Source organism: Pseudomonas fluorescens (assembly GCF_040448305.1).
Classification (GTDB): domain Bacteria; phylum Pseudomonadota; class Gammaproteobacteria; order Pseudomonadales; family Pseudomonadaceae; genus Aquipseudomonas; species Aquipseudomonas fluorescens_BH.
Genome location: NZ_CP148752.1, coordinates 4,267,818 through 4,282,718 on the forward strand (window position 1 = coordinate 4,267,818; position 14,901 = coordinate 4,282,718).

The window sequence follows — 14,901 nt, forward strand, 5'->3', positions numbered from 1 at the left end:
AACTACAAGAGTGAATAGCTGCGATGAACCTGCCCTCCCCGATCCGCGTCGCCCTGGTCGACGATCACTCCCTGGTCCGCGACGGCATCAAGGCGCTGCTGGCCGTGATGTCACCCCTGGAAATGGTCGGCGAAGCGGAAAACGGCGCCGAGGCCATCGAGATGGTCGGACGCTGCCAGCCGGACCTGCTGCTGGTCGACATCAGCCTGCCGGACATGAACGGCCTGGAACTGACCCGCGTGCTGCGCAGCCAGTACCCGTCGCTCAAGGTGCTGGTGCTGAGCATGTACGACAATTACGAATACGTCAGCGAATCGGTGCGCTCCGGCGCCAGCGGCTACGTGCTGAAGAACGCCCCGTCACGGGAAATCATCGCCGCCATCGAAGCCATCAGCAGCGGCGGAACCTTCTACAGCGCGGAAATCGCCCAACGGCTGATCGCCGACAGGAACACCGACAACGAACTGACCCCGAGGGAAAGCCAGGTGCTGTCGAAGATGGCGCAAGGCTTGAACAACAAGGAAATGGCCCGGGAACTGGATATCAGCGTGCGCACGGTGGAAACACACCGCTTGAGCATTCGGCGCAAGCTCAACATCGACAAGCCGGCGGCACTGGTCAAGTACGCCCTGGATCACGGCCTCATTTCCCGCTGAGCGCCTTTTCAAAACTTCTGAGCCATTCACAAAACCTGTGGGAGCGAGCCTGCTCGCGATAGCGGCGGTACAGCCAGCATTGATGTTGACTGATCCACCGCTTTCGCGAGCAGGCTCGCTCCCACAGTTTCGCTGTGGCTGCCAAAAACGGTTTTCTCCCCCCTATCGCCTACCACCCGAGCAGAAACTCCGTTCAGGGTCTTGTGCTATCGGTATTATGGTATACCATCAGACGCACAGACACCCAAACCTCTACGGAGCAGCTCATGAGTTTCGAAATCCGCAAGATCGTCAGCTATGTCGAAGAAACCTTTATTGAAGGCGGCAAAGCCACCGATAAGCCCGTGACCATGGTCGGTCTGGCCGTGGTGATGAAGAACCCCTGGCTGGGCAACGGTTTCGTTGAAGACCTGAAACCACAGATCCGCGCCAACTGCTCCGACCTCGGCGCACTGATGGTCGAGCGCCTGGTGGGCATCATTGGCGGTGCCGAGAAAATCGAGGCTTACGGCAAGGCTGCGGTGGTCGGCGCCGACGGCGAAATCGAACACGCTTCGGCGGTGATCCACACCCTGCGCTTCGGTAACCATTACCGCGAAGCGGTCAAGGCCAAGAGCTACCTGAGCTTCACCAACAAGCGCGGCGGCCCGGGCACCTCGATCCAGATCCCGATGATGCACAAGGACGACGAAGGCCTGCGTTCGCACTACATCACCCTGGAAATGCAGATCGAAGACGCACCGCGTGCCGACGAAATCGTCGTGGTCCTGGGTTGCGCCGACGGCGGCCGCCTGCACCCGCGCATCGGCAACCGCTACATCGACCTGGAAGAACTGGCCGCCGAAAAAGCCCAGTAACCGGCCAGTAGAACGACAACAAGAAGGCATTGCAGGAGCGCTCCATGATTCGGCTCACCGCTGAACTCACCCCGGCTGGCACCAGTTACCTGGCGACCGGCCAAGGCCAGCCCGTGGTCTTGATCCACGGCGTGGGCCTGAACAAAGAAATGTGGGGCGGCCAGATCGTTGGCCTGGCCACGCAGTACCGCGTCATCGCCTACGACATGCTCGGCCATGGTGCCAGCCCGCGCCCTACGATCGGCACGCCGCTGCTCGGTTATGCCGACCAGTTGCTGGAGCTGCTCGACCACCTGCAATTGCCCAAGGCAACGGTGATCGGCTTTTCCATGGGCGGGCTGGTGGCGCGGGCCTTTGCCCTGCACTACCCGCAACGCCTGGAAGGCCTGGTGGTGCTCAATAGCGTGTTCAACCGCAGCGCCGAACAGCGCGCGGGGGTCATCGCCCGCACCAGCCAGGCTGCCGAACACGGGCCGGACGCCAATGCCGAAGCGGCGCTGTCGCGCTGGTTCAGCCGCGAATACCAGGCGGCGAACCCGGCGCAGATCGCCGCGATTCGCCAGACCCTGGCCGGCAATGACCCCCAGGGCTACCTGACCACTTATGAACTGTTTGCCACCCAGGACATGTACCGCGCCGACGACCTGGCCAGCATCCAGGTGCCGACGCTGATCGCCACCGGCGAACTGGACCCCGGCTCGACCCCGGAAATGGCCAAACAACTGGCCGAACGCATTCCCGGTGCGACCGTTGCCGTGCTCGCCGAGCAACGGCATATGATGCCCGTAGAGTCTCCGCGCCTGGTCAACCAGCTGTTGCTGGAGTTTCTGCAGACCGCGCACTCCCAACAAAACCAGATCAAGGGGATCGTTGCATGACACTCGCACGCTTCCAGATGTGCATCGGCGGTGAATGGGTCGATGCCCTGTCCGGCAAGACCTTCGAAAGCCTCAACCCGGCGCTGGCCGAACCCTGGGCCGAACTGCCCGATGCCGACGAAGCCGATGTCGAACGCGCCGTGCAGGCTGCGCAGACGGCTTTCGACAGCCCGGCATGGCGCGGTCTGACCGCCACCGCTCGCGGCAAATTGCTGCGTCGCCTGGGCGACCTGATCGCCGAGAACAAGGAACAATTGGCGCAGCTGGAAAGCCGAGACAACGGCAAGCTGATCCGCGAAACCCGTGGCCAGGTCGGCTATCTGCCAGAGTTCTTCCACTACACCGCAGGCCTGGCGGACAAGCTCGAAGGCGGCACCCTGCCGCTGGACAAGCCGGACCTGTTTGCCTACACCGTGCACGAAGCCATGGGCGTGGTTGCCGCGATCATTCCGTGGAACAGCCCGCTGTACCTGACCGCGATCAAACTCGCCCCGGCCCTCGCGGCGGGCAACACCATCGTGATCAAGCCGTCGGAACACGCCTCGGCGACCATCCTCGAACTGGCGCGCCTGGCCCTGGAAGCCGGGATTCCGCCGGGGGTGGTCAACGTTGTCACCGGTTACGGCCCGAGCACCGGCGCCGCCCTCACCCGCCATCCGCTGATCCGCAAGATCGCCTTCACCGGCGGCGCGGCGACGGCGCGACATGTGGTGCGCAGCAGCGCGGAGAACTTCGCCAAGCTGTCGCTGGAACTGGGGGGCAAATCGCCGAACATCATCTTCGCCGACGCCGACCTCGACAGCGCCATCAACGGCGCCATCGCCGGGATCTACGCCGCCTCCGGGCAGAGCTGCGTGTCCGGTTCGCGCTTGCTGGTGCAGGACGAGATCTACGACGAGTTCGTCGGCCGTCTGGTGGAGCGCGCCCAGCGCATCCGCATCGGCAACCCGCAGGACGACAGCAGCGAGATGGGCCCGATGGCCACCGCGCAGCAACTGGCCGTGGTCGAAGGCCTGGTGGCTGATGCCATCGCCGAAGGCGCGCGTCTGCGCCTGGGCGGCAAGCGTCCAGAGAATCTTGGCGACGGCTGGTTCTACGAGCCGACGCTGTTCGAGTGTGACCACAACTCGATGAAGATCATGCAGGAAGAAGTCTTTGGCCCGGTGGCTTCGGTCATCCGGTTCAAGGACGAAGCCGAAGCCCTGGCGATTGCCAACGACTCGCAGTTCGGCCTCGCCGCCGGCATCTGGACCCGCGACCTGGGCCGCGCCCATCGCCTGGCCCGGGACGTGCGTTCGGGGATCATCTGGGTCAACACCTACCGCGCAGTCTCGGCCATGGCGCCGATCGGCGGCTTCAAGAACAGTGGCTATGGACGCGAAAGCGGCATCGATTCGGTGCTGGCCTACACCGAGCTGAAAACGGTGTGGATCAACCTGTCCCAGGCACCGATGCCTGATCCCTTCGTGATGCGCTAGGAGTCCTGGAAAATGATCGAACCCGGCATTTACAAAGACGTGATGAGTTCGTTCCCATCCGGGGTCACGGTGGTCACCACCCTCGACCCGGATGGCGGCATCGTCGGCATCACCGCCAGCGCCTTCAGCGCGCTGTCGATCGACCCGGCACTGGTGCTGTTCTGCCCCAATTACGGCTCCGACACCTATCCGGTGCTGCGCGACAGCAAGCAGTTCGCGATTCATTTGCTGTCCGCCGAGCAGACCGCCGAGGCCTATGCCTTCGCCGGTAAAGGCAAGGACAAGGCCAAGGGCATCGACTGGCACTTGAGCGAATTGGGTAACCCGATCCTCGCCAAGGCGACGGCGATCATCGAGTGCGAACTGTGGCGCGAATACGACGGCGGTGATCACGCGATCATCGTCGGCGCGGTGAAGAACCTGATCCTGCCCGCGCGGCCGGTGACGCCGATGATCTACCACAAAGGCAAGCTGGGGCCGCTGCCCACCTTGGCCTGATGGATCTACACAATCCCCTGTGGGAGCCAATCCCTTGTGGGAGCGAGCTTGCTCGCGATGACGGACTGACATTCAACATGTATGTCGACTGATACACCGCTATCGCGAGCAAGCTCGCTCCCACAGGTACTGCACCAGACAGATAAGTCTTCATTCTTTCCAGGAGCCGGCATGAACCCAGCAGCCTCGCAACTGTTCCGCCAGCAAGCCTACATCAATGGCCAATGGCTGGACGCGCCGGATGGCGCCTGTCAGGACATCTTCAACCCGGCCACCGGTGAACTCATCGGCCGGGTGCCGAACCTCGGCGCCGAACACGCGCGCCTGGCTATCGAGGCCGCCAATAAGGCCTGGCCGGCCTGGCGCGCGCTGACCGCCAAGGAGCGCAGCAATACCCTCAAGCGCTGGCATGCCCTGATGCTGGAAAACGCCGACGCCCTGGCGCAAATCCTCACCCTCGAACAAGGCAAGCCACTGGCCGAAGCCAAGGGTGAAATCCTCTACGCCGCGAGTTTCATCGAGTGGTTCGCCGAAGAGGCCAAGCGCATCTACGGCGACACCATTCCCAGCCACAAGGGTGATGCGCGCATCGTGGTCAGCAAGGAACCGATCGGCGTTGTCGCGGCCATCACGCCGTGGAACTTCCCGGCGGCGATGATCACCCGCAAGGCCGGCCCGGCGCTGGCGGCCGGTTGCCCGTGCATCGTCAAACCAGCCCCGGAAACACCGTTCTCGGCACTGGCCATGGCCGCACTGGCGGAACAGGCCGGCATTCCAGCGGGCATCTTCAACGTGATCACTGGCGACGCCATCGCCATCGGCGGGGAGCTAACCGCCAGCCCAAAGGTGCGCAAACTGTCGTTCACCGGCTCCACCGCCATCGGCAAGCTGCTGATGGCCCAGTGCGCGCCGACCCTGAAAAAAGTCTCGCTGGAACTGGGCGGCAACGCGCCGTTCATTGTTTTCGACGACGCCGATCTGGAGCGCGCCGTTGACGGTGCGCTGATCGCCAAATTCCGCAACGCCGGGCAGACCTGCGTCTGCGTCAACCGCTTCCTGGTGCAGGACGGCATCCACGACGCCTTTGTCGCGCGATTGGCTGAGCGGGTTTCGCAACTCAAGGTCGGCAGCGGTTTCGATGATGGAGTCACTCAAGGACCGCTGATCAACGAGCGTGCCGTGGCCAAGGTCGAAGACCACGTGCAAGACGCCCTGGCAAACGGCGCACAATTGCTGTGCGGCGGCGAACGTCATGCGTTGGGCAATGGGTTCTTCCAGCCAACCGTGTTGGCAGGCGTTACCCCGCAAATGAAAGTCGCCCAGGAAGAAACTTTCGGCCCACTGGCCGCCGTGTTCCGTTTCGACACCGAGGCCCAGGCCGTCGAGATGGCCAACGACACCGAGTTCGGTCTCGCCGCCTACTGCTACACCCGCGACCTGGGCCGCGCCTGGCGCATGAGCGAGGCGCTTGAATACGGCATGGTCGGGATCAACGAAGGGCTGATTTCCACCGAAGTCGCGCCGTTTGGCGGTATCAAGTCCTCGGGGCTGGGCCGTGAAGGGTCGAAGTACGGCATCGAGGATTACCTGGAACTCAAATACACCTTGATGGGCGGCCTTTGAGCCCACGGGAGCTACGCAAATGAACAACGAAAAATACGAAAAAGGCCTGAAGATCCGCACCCAAGTGCTGGGCGAAGCCTACGTCAATCGCTCCATCGAGAACGCCGACGACTTCACCCGACCGTTGCAGGAAATGGTCACCGAATATTGTTGGGGTCATGTCTGGGGTCGTGAGGGCTTGTCACTCAAGGAGCGCAGCATGATCAACCTGGCGATGATCTCGGCCCTCAACCGGCCCCATGAACTCAAGCTGCATGTGCGCGGCGCCTTGCGTAACGGCCTGAGTCGTGAGCAAATACGCGAAATACTGCTTCAGGTCGGCATTTATTGCGGTGTCCCCGCTGCCGTAGACAGTTTCCGGCTTGCCCGTGAAGCCTTCGCCGAAGCCGATGCCGAGGCCTCCAGTTAACCCTTGGCTGTTTGATCTGACCGGGCACCCAGATTCCCGTAATCGAAGTGTTCTTTTTGCATGGACAGCCACAATCAGAGCGGACCCCATGAAACGCCTGCCACTCGACGACAGCTTCAAGGTCAATCGCAACCCCGTTACCCTGCGCGAAATCGTGCTGGATAAACTGCGAAGTGCCATCATGAACTTCCAGCTCCTGCCGGGAGACCGTCTGGTCGAACGCGATCTGTGCGATCGCCTGGGCGTCAGCCGTACCTCCGTGCGCGAAGCCTTGCGTCACCTCGAATCCGAAGGCCTGGTGGAATTCGCCGACGCCAAGGGCCCGCGTGTCGCGATCATCACACTGGCCGATGCCGTGGACATCTACGAGCTGCGCTGCGTACTCGAAGGGCTGATCGTGCAACTGTTCACCCTGCGCGCCAAGGCCAAGGACATCAAGGCCCTGGAAAAAGCCCTGGAAGAAAACCGCAAAGCGTTGAAAGATGGCGAGCTGCAACAGGTCATCGACTCGGTGCAGGGTTTCTACGATGTGCTGCTCGAAGGCTCGGGCAACCACGTCGCGGCCACTCAGCTGCGCCAGTTGCAGGCACGCATCAGCTACCTGCGCGCGACCTCGGTGTCCCAGGAAAACCGGCGCGGCGCCAGTAACCAGGAAATGGAACGCATGGTCGAGGCGATCAAGGGCGGTGACCCGCTGGCCGCCCACCAGGCTTGCGTCGACCACGTGCGTGCGGCCGCGGCCGTGGCCCTGGACTACCTCAAGCGCAAGCAGGAAGAAACCGGCGACATCCCGGCGATCACCCTGCCCATCGCGCTGAAAGAACCGCGCATAGGTCGCTGAAATGTTCAGCCCGAGCTTTTGCCCCAAGTGCGGCAGCGCAGACCTCAGGTCACAGTTGCCGCCGGGCGATACGCACGAGCGCCTGATGTGCCGCGGCTGCGGCTACATCCACTACATCAATCCGAAGATCATTGCCGGCTGCATCATCGAGCAGGACGGCAAGTACCTGCTGTGCCAGCGCGCCATCCCGCCGCGCCCCGGCACCTGGACCCTGCCGGCAGGCTTCATGGAAAGCGGCGAGACCACCGAGCAGGCGGCCTTGCGCGAGGTCTGGGAAGAAAGCGGCGTGCGTGCGGAAATCGTCTCGCCCTATTCGATCTTCAGCGTGCCCAAGATCAGCGAGGTGTACATCATCTTCCGCGCCATCGCGCTGGAGATCACCGGGCAGTACGGGCCGGAAACCCTCGACTACCAATTCTTCGCGCCTGAGGACATTCCTTGGGACAGCATCTACTACCCGGCGATCCGGCAGATCCTTGAGCGCTATATCGAGGAGCGTCAGGCTGGGGTGTATGGCATTTACATGGGTAATGACGACAGTGGGAAGATTCACTTTATTCGCTGATAGTCTTTGCTTTTGATCGTGTACATATCCGTTTCTTTGGTAACGGCCACTTGTGGGAGCGGGCTTGCTCGCGATCGCGGTGGGTCAGCCGACATCTCTGTTGAATGTGCCGGCCTCTTCGCGGGCAAGCCCGCTCCCACAGGGATTGTGGCCGGCCGCAAGGTTGGCGTTCACTGAAGATCAAAACTGTAGGAGCGAGCCTGCTCGCGATAGCGGTGGGTCAGGCAATATCTCTGTTGAATGTGCCGGCCTCTTCGCGGGCAAGCCTGCTCCCACAGGATGTTTGCGGTATTCAGAACAACTCGCTGAAGGGTATGAACCGCGCCGTGTCGCCCATTTCCAGCGTGCAGCCTTCCGGCACTTCCACCAGTCCATCGGCCCAGGATGCGCCCAGCAACACACCGGAACTCTGGTTGGGATAGAGCACCGCGCGACCGGCTTCGAGTTTCGCCCGCAGGTACTCGCGGCGGCTCCCGGGTTTGGGCCAGGCAAAGCCGACACTCACCGGAAAGCTCAAAGGCTCTACGTCTTCGGCGCCCTGAATCCGCAACAGATAAACCCGGGCCAACAGGCCGAAAGTCACCAACGCCGATGTCGGATTACCCGGCAGGCCAATCACCGGCACGCGGCCGAAGTGGCCCACGGTCAACGGCTTGCCGGGTTTGATCGAGAGTTTCCACAGCAACGGCTTGCCGCACTCGCGCAGTACCTGGCCGAGGCAGTCGGCGTCACCGGCGGACACCCCGCCCGTGCTGAGCATCAGGTCCGCCGTGTGTTGCAGCTGTTCGAGCTTGAGCCGCGTCTGGCGTGGCTCGTCGGGGAGAATGCCGGCATCGATGACCTCGCAACCCAACGCACTCAACCAATGGCTCAACAAGGTGCGGTTGCTGTTGTAGATGCTGCCGGGCTTGAGCGGTGTGCCCGGATCGACCAGTTCATCGCCGGTGGACAGCAACGCCACCCGTGGTCGCCGCACCACCTGCACATGGGTGCAACCCTGTGCCGCCGCGATCGCCAGTTCGAACGGGCCGAGGCGCTTGCCGGCGCGCAGCAGCACATCGTCGACGCGGTTCTCCTGGCCTTGCGGACGGATGTTGCTGCCGGCGCTCTGGGGCTGCTTGAAGCGGATCCGTCCGTTATCCAGTACCTCAGTGTTCTCCTGCATCTCCACGCAGTTGGCACCCGGCGGAACCGGGGCGCCGGTGAAGATGCGCGCGCAGGTTCCGGGCGCCAGGGCTTCGGGGGCGTGACCGGCAAATACCTGCTGCGACACGGTCAGTGGCTCCCCGCCCCAACCGTCGACATTCAGGGCATAGCCGTCCATGGCACTGTTCGGCCACGGCGGCAGATCGAGGCTCGCCACCAGATCAGTGGCCAACACCCGCTGCCTGGCGGCACTCAGCGTCACCGCTTCACTGTCTTCAATCCACTGCGCCTCGGCCATTGCCAGCAGCCGGTCGATGGCTTGCTCCACCGACATCAGCGGTGAAGTGCTCATCCCCGCGTCCCGCAGGCTTGCACCGGCTTGAGGTGCGGTACGAAATTGCACGGCCGGTGGCGCGCGTCGAGTTGCTCGGCGAGGATGCCTTCCCAGGCGGTGCGGCAGGCACCCGTGGAGCCCGGCAGGCAGCAGACCAGCGTGCCATTGGCCAGCCCGGCCAGGGCCCGGCTCTGCACCGTGGAGGTGCCGATGTCGAGGATCGAAATCGCCCGGAACAGCTCACCGAAACCGTCGATCTGCTTATCCAGCAAACAGGCCACGGCCTCGGGTGTGCTGTCGCGGCCGGTGAACCCGGTGCCGCCCGTGATCAGCACCACCTGGATGCCGTCGTCGGCAATCCAGTTCGCCACCTGCGCGCGGATCTTGTACAGGTCGTCCTTGAGCAGGTTGCGCTCGCTGAGGGTGTGGCCGGCTTCCAGCAAGCGACTGACGAGTAATTGGCCGGAGGTGTCATTGGCATATTCACGGGTATCGCTGACGGTCAGCACGGCAATATTCAGGGGTATAAACAATGCATCCGGTTTGACGCTCATGGGGTTCTCCGGCAGATATTGATTAAATAACCAAATTAAATAGCTCACGGAGACTAAATCGATAAAACAAGCCGTGTCTAATCACTCTAACCAACCAGACTATCGAGCCGATCTATCAATATAAAAGGACCAGAAATAACTTCAATGATAGAGCCCGTCGATAACCCCTTAGATAGCAGTGATTGGACGCACACCAAAGACAATGAGATCGTCCGCACCTCACGATTCCTGCCTCGCCTTGTGTCTTGCGCACCTGAGTCAATACTTACCCCTTCACTCCCCCGCCAGCAGGTGCCGTCTTGGACATCAAACAACTCAAGTTCCTGATCGCCCTGGAGCAGACCCGCCACTTCGGCCAGGCGGCCGCGCGCTGCCACATCACCCAGCCGACGCTGTCGATGCGCCTGCGCAACCTGGAGGATGAACTGGACCTGGTGCTGGTCACCCGGGGCCAGCGCTTCGAGGGTTTTACCGAGGCCGGCGAACGCGTACTGGCGTGGGCCAGGACCCTGCTGGCCGCCCACGACGGGCTCTTCGCCGAGGCCGCCGCGTGCCGGGGCCAGCTCGTCGGCAACTTGCGCCTGGGGCTGGTGCCGCTGAGCAGCTTCAATCCGGTCACCTACATCCAGGGCCTGTCTCGCAGCTTTCCCGAGCTCAAGTACAGCCTGTCGTCCTTGAGTTCCGACCAGATCATCGAGGGCCTTGGCAACAATCAGCTGGACCTGGGCGTGTGCTACCTCGATCACGTCAACCCGAGCTATTTCGAGTTTTTCGAGATCGGCGAGACCCGCGTCGGCCTGCTGTACGACAACCGCCACTTCCATTTCGACGGCACGCAAATGAGCTGGGAGGACGCCGCCGAACTGCCGCTGGGGATGCTCAGCAACGGCATGCACTACCGCAAATCCATCGACCTGAGCTTTCGCAGCCGCGGACTGGACCCACAGCCGATCCTGGAAAGCGACTCGACCTACCAGTTGCTGCAGGCAATTCACGAGGGTTTCTGCTGCGCGATCATGCCGCTGGACAGTGGCCTGGAAGAGCCCATCGAACACCTGTCGTTCATCGAATTGCCGGATGCCAGCGTGCTCGCGCCCTTGGGCCTGGTGATGCGCAAGACCGAACCGCGCTCGGCGATTGCCGAGAAGTGTTTCGCCGAAGCACGAACGTTACTCAGCCGGACCCACTGATCAAGTTTCGGCTTTATATAAATCCGAACCGGACATATTTGCCCGGCTTGATAGACATCACCAATCGGCGCATCGGAACAAGCGATTGGACGCTCTGAAAAGTTACCCGTAGCCTGAACTTAATTCAGCGCTTCGAGGTTATTTTCATGTTGTGCCAAGTTGAACAAGCCGATATTCGAAGCGACACTAACGCCCCCGCGCCAAAACCGTTGAATGTGAACTTTCGCGAGTACGACAATGCCGCGTCAGTCTGTCAGGCGGCGTTGGCATCAGAGATTGCCCTGGCGATCACCTACAACGGTTTGAGTCAGGCCGTGATGATGGTATCGCCGGGCAACCTCGAAGATTTCATCCGTGGTTTCAGCGTCAGCAACGACATCGTTGCAGACCAGAGCGAAATCTACGACTTGCGCCTCACCCACTTCGACCAGGCCGTCCAGGCAGACGTGCAGATCTGCAGTCGCGCGTTCTGGGCGCTGAAGAACCATCGTCGGCAAATGGCCGGCACCAGTGGCTGCGGACTGTGTGGTGTGGAAGCGCTGGAGCAGGCCCTGCCGAAACTGGACATTCTCGACCCGGTGCCCCTGCCGCCCGCCGAGCATTTCATCGACATCCGCAACCGCATCGAACAGGCCCAACAAATGGCCCGCAGCAGCGGCGCGCTGCACGCGGCGCTGTACTTCGACAGCGAAGGCAATGCGCTGATCTGCCGCGAAGACATCGGCCGCCACAACGCGCTGGACAAGTTGATCGGTGCCCTGCAACACGCCGGCATCGACAGCCGTTGCGGCTTCACCGTGGTCACCAGCCGTTGCAGCCTGGAACTGATCCACAAGGCCGTCAGGGCCAGGCTCGGCACACTGGTCAGCCTATCGGCGCCCACCGCCCTGACCGTGCAATGGGCAATCAAGCATCGCCTCAACCTGATTCACGTCCCCCACCGCAACGCACCACGCATTTACAGCCCGGCATGATGCCTTCACCTGATCACCGCGCTGGCAAGCGCAGGAACCTCCCATGACAGACATTGCAGATGCATCACCCGATGGCCTGACCCACCTCGACCGCCAGGGTCGCGCCAACATGGTCGATGTCAGTGAAAAAGCCCCGACACAGCGCGAAGCCCAGGCCCAGGCCTGGGTGCGGATGCGCCCGGAAACCTTGAAGCTGATTCAAAGCGACGGCCACCCCAAGGGCGATGTATTTGCCGTGGCGCGGATCGCCGGAATCATGGCGGCGAAGAAAACCCATGAGCTGATCCCGCTGTGCCACACCCTGCTGCTCAGTTCGATCCACGTCGAACTCAAGGCCTGCACACCGGACAGCGTGAAAATCGTCGGTACCTGCCGCGTCGAGGGCCAGACCGGGGTCGAACTCGAAGCCCTGACCGCCGTCAGTGTGGCGGCGTTGACCCTCTACGACATGTGCAAGGCGGTGGACCGCGGCATGGTCATCGATGACATTCGGCTGTTGAGTAAACAAGGTGGCCGCTCCGGTCATTTCAAGTTTGAGGACGCACAATGATCCTGATCAATTACTTCGCCCGTTACCGCGAGCAGCTCAACCTGGGCGGCGAAAAACTGCCCCTGACCGACAGCCTCAAGACTATCGAGGACGTGCGCCGACTGTTGATGGCTCGAGGTGAGCTGTGGAGCCATGTGCTGGGTGAAAACAACCTGATGTGTGCGCTGAACCAGGAGCTGTGCCATCCGGACCGGGTGATCGAGGACTATGACGAGATCGCCTTTTTTCCACCGGTCACCGGGGGTTGAGGCATGACGGTTCGGGTCCAGCGTGAAGTGTTCGACGTCGGCCGCTTGATCGACAGCCTGCAGGCGAACGATCCGGGGGTGGGTGCTGTGGTCAACTTCGTCGGCTACGTGCGCGACATCAATCAGGGTGAGGCGGTCACCGGGTTGTTTCTGGAGCACTACCCGGGCATGACCGAGCGCTCGCTGCAAACAATCATCGACAACGCCAGGGCCCGATGGCCACTCCGGGCCGTGGAGATCGTGCACCGGATCGGCCCGTTGTCGATCAGCGAACCGATCGTGTTTGTCGGCGTCAGCAGCCCCCATCGTCAAGCCGCTTTCGAAGCCTGTGCGTTCATCATGGACTACCTGAAAACCGACGCGCCGTTCTGGAAACGCGAAGACGTGGCGAGTGGCGCGCGCTGGGTCGATGCCCGTGACAGCGACCGCTCAGCCCTCGAGCGCTGGGCAGATACGCCGCATCAGGCGGCTATGCAACGCGCCTCGGCGTAGCTACAGTCATTGGCTCCAAGCTTTCTGCACAAGGAATTTCCGCTTGAGCCCCACACCCTCCCCGATCACCCAACAGGATGTGCCACAGCCCCGGTCCATCAGCCTGCGCGAAGCCTTCCTGTTCTGGCTCAAGCTTGGCTTCATCAGTTTCGGCGGGCCGGCGGGGCAGATTTCGATCATGCATCAGGAGCTGGTCGAGCGCCGGCGCTGGATCTCGGAGCGGCGCTTTCTGCATGCCCTCAACTATTGCATGTTGCTGCCCGGGCCTGAGGCTCAGCAGCTGGCGACCTACATCGGCTGGCTGATGCACCGGACCTGGGGCGGCGTGATTGCTGGCGTGCTGTTTGTGTTGCCGTCGCTGTTCATCCTGATTGCGCTGTCCTGGGTGTACATCGCCTTTGGCGAAGTGCCCGTGGTCGCCGGATTGTTCTACGGGATCAAGCCCGCGGTCACGGCAATCGTGGTGCAGGCGGCTCACCGGATCGGCTCGCGGGCCTTGAAGAACGGCTGGTTATGGGGCATCGCCGCCGCGTCCTTCGTGGCCATCTTCGTGCTCAATATGCCGTTTCCGCTGATCGTGCTCGGCGCGGCAGTCATCGGTTTTTTTGGCGGACGTCTGGCACCGGAAAAATTCAGGACCGGTGGCCACAGCGCGGCGAAAAAGTCCTTCGGCCCGGCAGTAATCGACGACGACACCCCAACCCCTGAACACGCCCGCTTCAATGGCTGGAAACTGGCGCGCCTGGCCATTGTCGGTGCGATTTTGTGGACACTGCCCATGGCCATGCTCACCGCACTGTTCGGCTGGGAAGGCACGCTGACGCAGATGGCCTGGTTCTTCACCAAGGCCGCGCTGCTGACATTCGGCGGCGCCTACGCGGTGCTGCCTTATGTCTATCAGGGCGCGGTCGGTCACTACGCATGGCTGACGCCGACGCAGATGATCGACGGCCTGGCGCTCGGTGAAACCACGCCCGGTCCGTTGATCATGGTCGTCGCCTTCGTCGGGTTCATCGGCGCCTACGTGCTTCAGGTCTTCGGACCGGATCAAGCGTTTGTCGCCGGTGCCGTGGCCGCCACGCTGGTGACCTGGTTCACCTTCCTGCCTTCGTTCCTGTTCATCCTCGCCGGCGGGCCATTGGTGGAATCGACGCACAACGAACTCAAGTTCACCGCGCCGCTGACGGCCATTACGGCCGCCGTGGTCGGCGTGATTCTCAATCTGGCCTGTTTCTTTGGCTACCACGTACTTTGGCCCAAAGGCTTCGAAGGAGCACTGGACTGGCCTTCGCTGCTGATCGCGATGGTGGCGGGCGTTGCATTGCTTCGTTTCAAGCGTGGAGTGATCGAGGTTTTGATCGGCTGCGGTTTGATCGGCCTTGTCGTGCACCTGATGTTCTGAATCAAACATTTACACGCGGCCCAATCCTCCCTAGTATCCAGCCATCCCCGGATGGCTTGTTCCACTCGCCACCGACGATTTCCGCCGCCGGAAACCTGCGCCATGCGTACTTTGCCGTCAGAACAGCACCTGCTGAACCTCTCGAACCTGGCCACCTCGTTGCTGGCCGTGGACGGCATTGCATGAAGCGCATCGTCAACCTGCCC

At 62.1% G+C, this 14,901-nt stretch carries 17 protein-coding genes; 15 read left to right on the forward strand and 2 right to left on the reverse strand.

The window, feature by feature from the left end:
- Positions 1 to 23: 23 nt before the first annotated feature.
- The 9 genes from WHX55_RS19325 (at position 24) to WHX55_RS19365 (ending at position 7,805) form a co-directional block, all read left to right on the forward strand.
- Positions 24 to 656 carry a response regulator transcription factor gene (locus tag WHX55_RS19325; RefSeq protein WP_046042521.1) on the forward strand — a complete coding sequence of 211 codons (633 nt, stop codon included), beginning with the start codon at positions 24 to 26 and terminating at the stop codon, positions 654 to 656.
- 266 nt (positions 657 to 922) lie between these two features.
- The gene (locus tag WHX55_RS19330) at positions 923 to 1,513 is read left to right on the forward strand and encodes an amino acid synthesis family protein (protein WP_007978708.1); all 591 of its coding nucleotides are present in this window, start codon (positions 923 to 925) and stop codon (positions 1,511 to 1,513) included.
- A gap of 44 nt (positions 1,514 to 1,557) precedes the next feature.
- Positions 1,558 to 2,391, forward strand: a complete 834-nt coding sequence (locus WHX55_RS19335; protein ID WP_150725316.1) for an alpha/beta fold hydrolase — start codon at positions 1,558 to 1,560, stop codon at positions 2,389 to 2,391.
- Positions 2,388 to 3,869: an aldehyde dehydrogenase gene (locus WHX55_RS19340; RefSeq protein ID WP_353741075.1), complete on the forward strand. Its 1,482-nt coding sequence runs from the start codon at positions 2,388 to 2,390 to the stop codon at positions 3,867 to 3,869. Before WHX55_RS19335 ends, WHX55_RS19340 begins: the two co-directional genes overlap by 4 nt.
- A gap of 12 nt (positions 3,870 to 3,881) precedes the next feature.
- Positions 3,882 to 4,367, forward strand: a complete 486-nt coding sequence (locus WHX55_RS19345; RefSeq protein ID WP_353741076.1) for a flavin reductase family protein — start codon at positions 3,882 to 3,884, stop codon at positions 4,365 to 4,367.
- Between the two features lie 171 nt (positions 4,368 to 4,538).
- Positions 4,539 to 5,990 (forward strand): NAD-dependent succinate-semialdehyde dehydrogenase, encoded by a 1,452-nt coding sequence (locus WHX55_RS19350; RefSeq protein ID WP_353741077.1) that lies wholly within the window; start codon positions 4,539 to 4,541, stop codon positions 5,988 to 5,990.
- A 19-nt stretch (positions 5,991 to 6,009) separates the two neighbouring features.
- The gene (locus WHX55_RS19355; protein ID WP_007991919.1) at positions 6,010 to 6,399 is read left to right on the forward strand and encodes a carboxymuconolactone decarboxylase family protein; all 390 of its coding nucleotides are present in this window, start codon (positions 6,010 to 6,012) and stop codon (positions 6,397 to 6,399) included.
- A gap of 88 nt (positions 6,400 to 6,487) precedes the next feature.
- Positions 6,488 to 7,240: a GntR family transcriptional regulator gene (locus WHX55_RS19360; RefSeq protein ID WP_015095667.1), complete on the forward strand. Its 753-nt coding sequence runs from the start codon at positions 6,488 to 6,490 to the stop codon at positions 7,238 to 7,240.
- Position 7,241: 1 nt separating this feature from the next.
- Positions 7,242 to 7,805, forward strand: coding sequence for an NUDIX hydrolase (locus WHX55_RS19365; protein ID WP_150725314.1), 564 nt, complete (start codon positions 7,242 to 7,244; stop codon positions 7,803 to 7,805).
- A 292-nt stretch (positions 7,806 to 8,097) separates the two neighbouring features.
- Here WHX55_RS19365 and glp read toward each other — a convergent pair whose 3' ends face one another.
- Both glp and moaB read right to left on the reverse strand, forming a co-directional pair.
- Positions 8,098 to 9,303 carry a gephyrin-like molybdotransferase Glp gene (gene glp, locus WHX55_RS19370; RefSeq protein WP_353741078.1) on the reverse strand — a complete coding sequence of 402 codons (1,206 nt, stop codon included), beginning with the start codon at positions 9,301 to 9,303 and terminating at the stop codon, positions 8,098 to 8,100.
- Positions 9,300 to 9,839: a molybdenum cofactor biosynthesis protein B gene (gene moaB, locus WHX55_RS19375; protein WP_007976036.1), complete on the reverse strand. Its 540-nt coding sequence runs from the start codon at positions 9,837 to 9,839 to the stop codon at positions 9,300 to 9,302. The genes glp and moaB overlap by 4 nt, the downstream gene beginning before the upstream one ends.
- A gap of 299 nt (positions 9,840 to 10,138) precedes the next feature.
- On the opposite strand from moaB, the gene WHX55_RS19380 reads away from it, so the two are divergent.
- The 6 genes from WHX55_RS19380 (at position 10,139) to chrA (ending at position 14,695) form a co-directional block, all read left to right on the forward strand.
- Positions 10,139 to 11,029: a LysR family transcriptional regulator gene (locus WHX55_RS19380; protein WP_150752895.1), complete on the forward strand. Its 891-nt coding sequence runs from the start codon at positions 10,139 to 10,141 to the stop codon at positions 11,027 to 11,029.
- Positions 11,030 to 11,175: 146 nt separating this feature from the next.
- The gene (fdhD, locus tag WHX55_RS19385; RefSeq protein WP_353741079.1) at positions 11,176 to 12,003 is read left to right on the forward strand and encodes a formate dehydrogenase accessory sulfurtransferase FdhD; all 828 of its coding nucleotides are present in this window, start codon (positions 11,176 to 11,178) and stop codon (positions 12,001 to 12,003) included.
- 43 nt (positions 12,004 to 12,046) lie between these two features.
- Positions 12,047 to 12,553, forward strand: a complete 507-nt coding sequence (gene moaC, locus WHX55_RS19390; protein WP_150725310.1) for a cyclic pyranopterin monophosphate synthase MoaC — start codon at positions 12,047 to 12,049, stop codon at positions 12,551 to 12,553.
- A complete protein-coding gene (gene moaD / locus WHX55_RS19395; RefSeq protein ID WP_046044028.1) occupies positions 12,550 to 12,801 on the forward strand; it encodes a molybdopterin converting factor subunit 1 in 252 nt (83 codons plus the stop codon). The genes moaC and moaD overlap by 4 nt, the downstream gene beginning before the upstream one ends.
- 3 nt (positions 12,802 to 12,804) lie before the next feature.
- Positions 12,805 to 13,293, forward strand: a complete 489-nt coding sequence (gene moaE / locus WHX55_RS19400) for a molybdopterin synthase catalytic subunit MoaE (RefSeq protein WP_150752897.1) — start codon at positions 12,805 to 12,807, stop codon at positions 13,291 to 13,293.
- A gap of 43 nt (positions 13,294 to 13,336) precedes the next feature.
- The gene (gene chrA, locus WHX55_RS19405) at positions 13,337 to 14,695 is read left to right on the forward strand and encodes a chromate efflux transporter (protein WP_353741080.1); all 1,359 of its coding nucleotides are present in this window, start codon (positions 13,337 to 13,339) and stop codon (positions 14,693 to 14,695) included.
- Positions 14,696 to 14,901 lie beyond the last annotated feature (206 nt).

Excerpts from the sequence above, each read along its gene's own strand:
- fdhD (WP_353741079.1), top strand. The coding sequence starts at position 11,176 with ATGTTGTGCCAAGTTGAACAAGCCGATATTCGAAGCGACACTAACGCC.
- WHX55_RS19340 (WP_353741075.1), top strand. The coding sequence starts at position 2,388 with ATGACACTCGCACGCTTCCAGATGTGCATCGGCGGTGAATGGGTCGAT.
- WHX55_RS19345 (WP_353741076.1), top strand. The coding sequence starts at position 3,882 with ATGATCGAACCCGGCATTTACAAAGACGTGATGAGTTCGTTCCCATCC.
- moaE (WP_150752897.1), top strand. The coding sequence starts at position 12,805 with ATGACGGTTCGGGTCCAGCGTGAAGTGTTCGACGTCGGCCGCTTGATC.
- WHX55_RS19335 (WP_150725316.1), top strand. The coding sequence starts at position 1,558 with ATGATTCGGCTCACCGCTGAACTCACCCCGGCTGGCACCAGTTACCTG.
- moaB (WP_007976036.1), bottom strand. The coding sequence starts at position 9,839 with ATGAGCGTCAAACCGGATGCATTGTTTATACCCCTGAATATTGCCGTG.
- moaD (WP_046044028.1), top strand. The coding sequence starts at position 12,550 with ATGATCCTGATCAATTACTTCGCCCGTTACCGCGAGCAGCTCAACCTG.
- WHX55_RS19355 (WP_007991919.1), top strand. The coding sequence starts at position 6,010 with ATGAACAACGAAAAATACGAAAAAGGCCTGAAGATCCGCACCCAAGTG.
- glp (WP_353741078.1), bottom strand. The coding sequence starts at position 9,303 with ATGAGCACTTCACCGCTGATGTCGGTGGAGCAAGCCATCGACCGGCTG.
- WHX55_RS19330 (WP_007978708.1), top strand. The coding sequence starts at position 923 with ATGAGTTTCGAAATCCGCAAGATCGTCAGCTATGTCGAAGAAACCTTT.
- moaC (WP_150725310.1), top strand. The coding sequence starts at position 12,047 with ATGACAGACATTGCAGATGCATCACCCGATGGCCTGACCCACCTCGAC.
- WHX55_RS19365 (WP_150725314.1), top strand. The coding sequence starts at position 7,242 with ATGTTCAGCCCGAGCTTTTGCCCCAAGTGCGGCAGCGCAGACCTCAGG.
- WHX55_RS19350 (WP_353741077.1), top strand. The coding sequence starts at position 4,539 with ATGAACCCAGCAGCCTCGCAACTGTTCCGCCAGCAAGCCTACATCAAT.
- WHX55_RS19325 (WP_046042521.1), top strand. The coding sequence starts at position 24 with ATGAACCTGCCCTCCCCGATCCGCGTCGCCCTGGTCGACGATCACTCC.
- WHX55_RS19360 (WP_015095667.1), top strand. The coding sequence starts at position 6,488 with ATGAAACGCCTGCCACTCGACGACAGCTTCAAGGTCAATCGCAACCCC.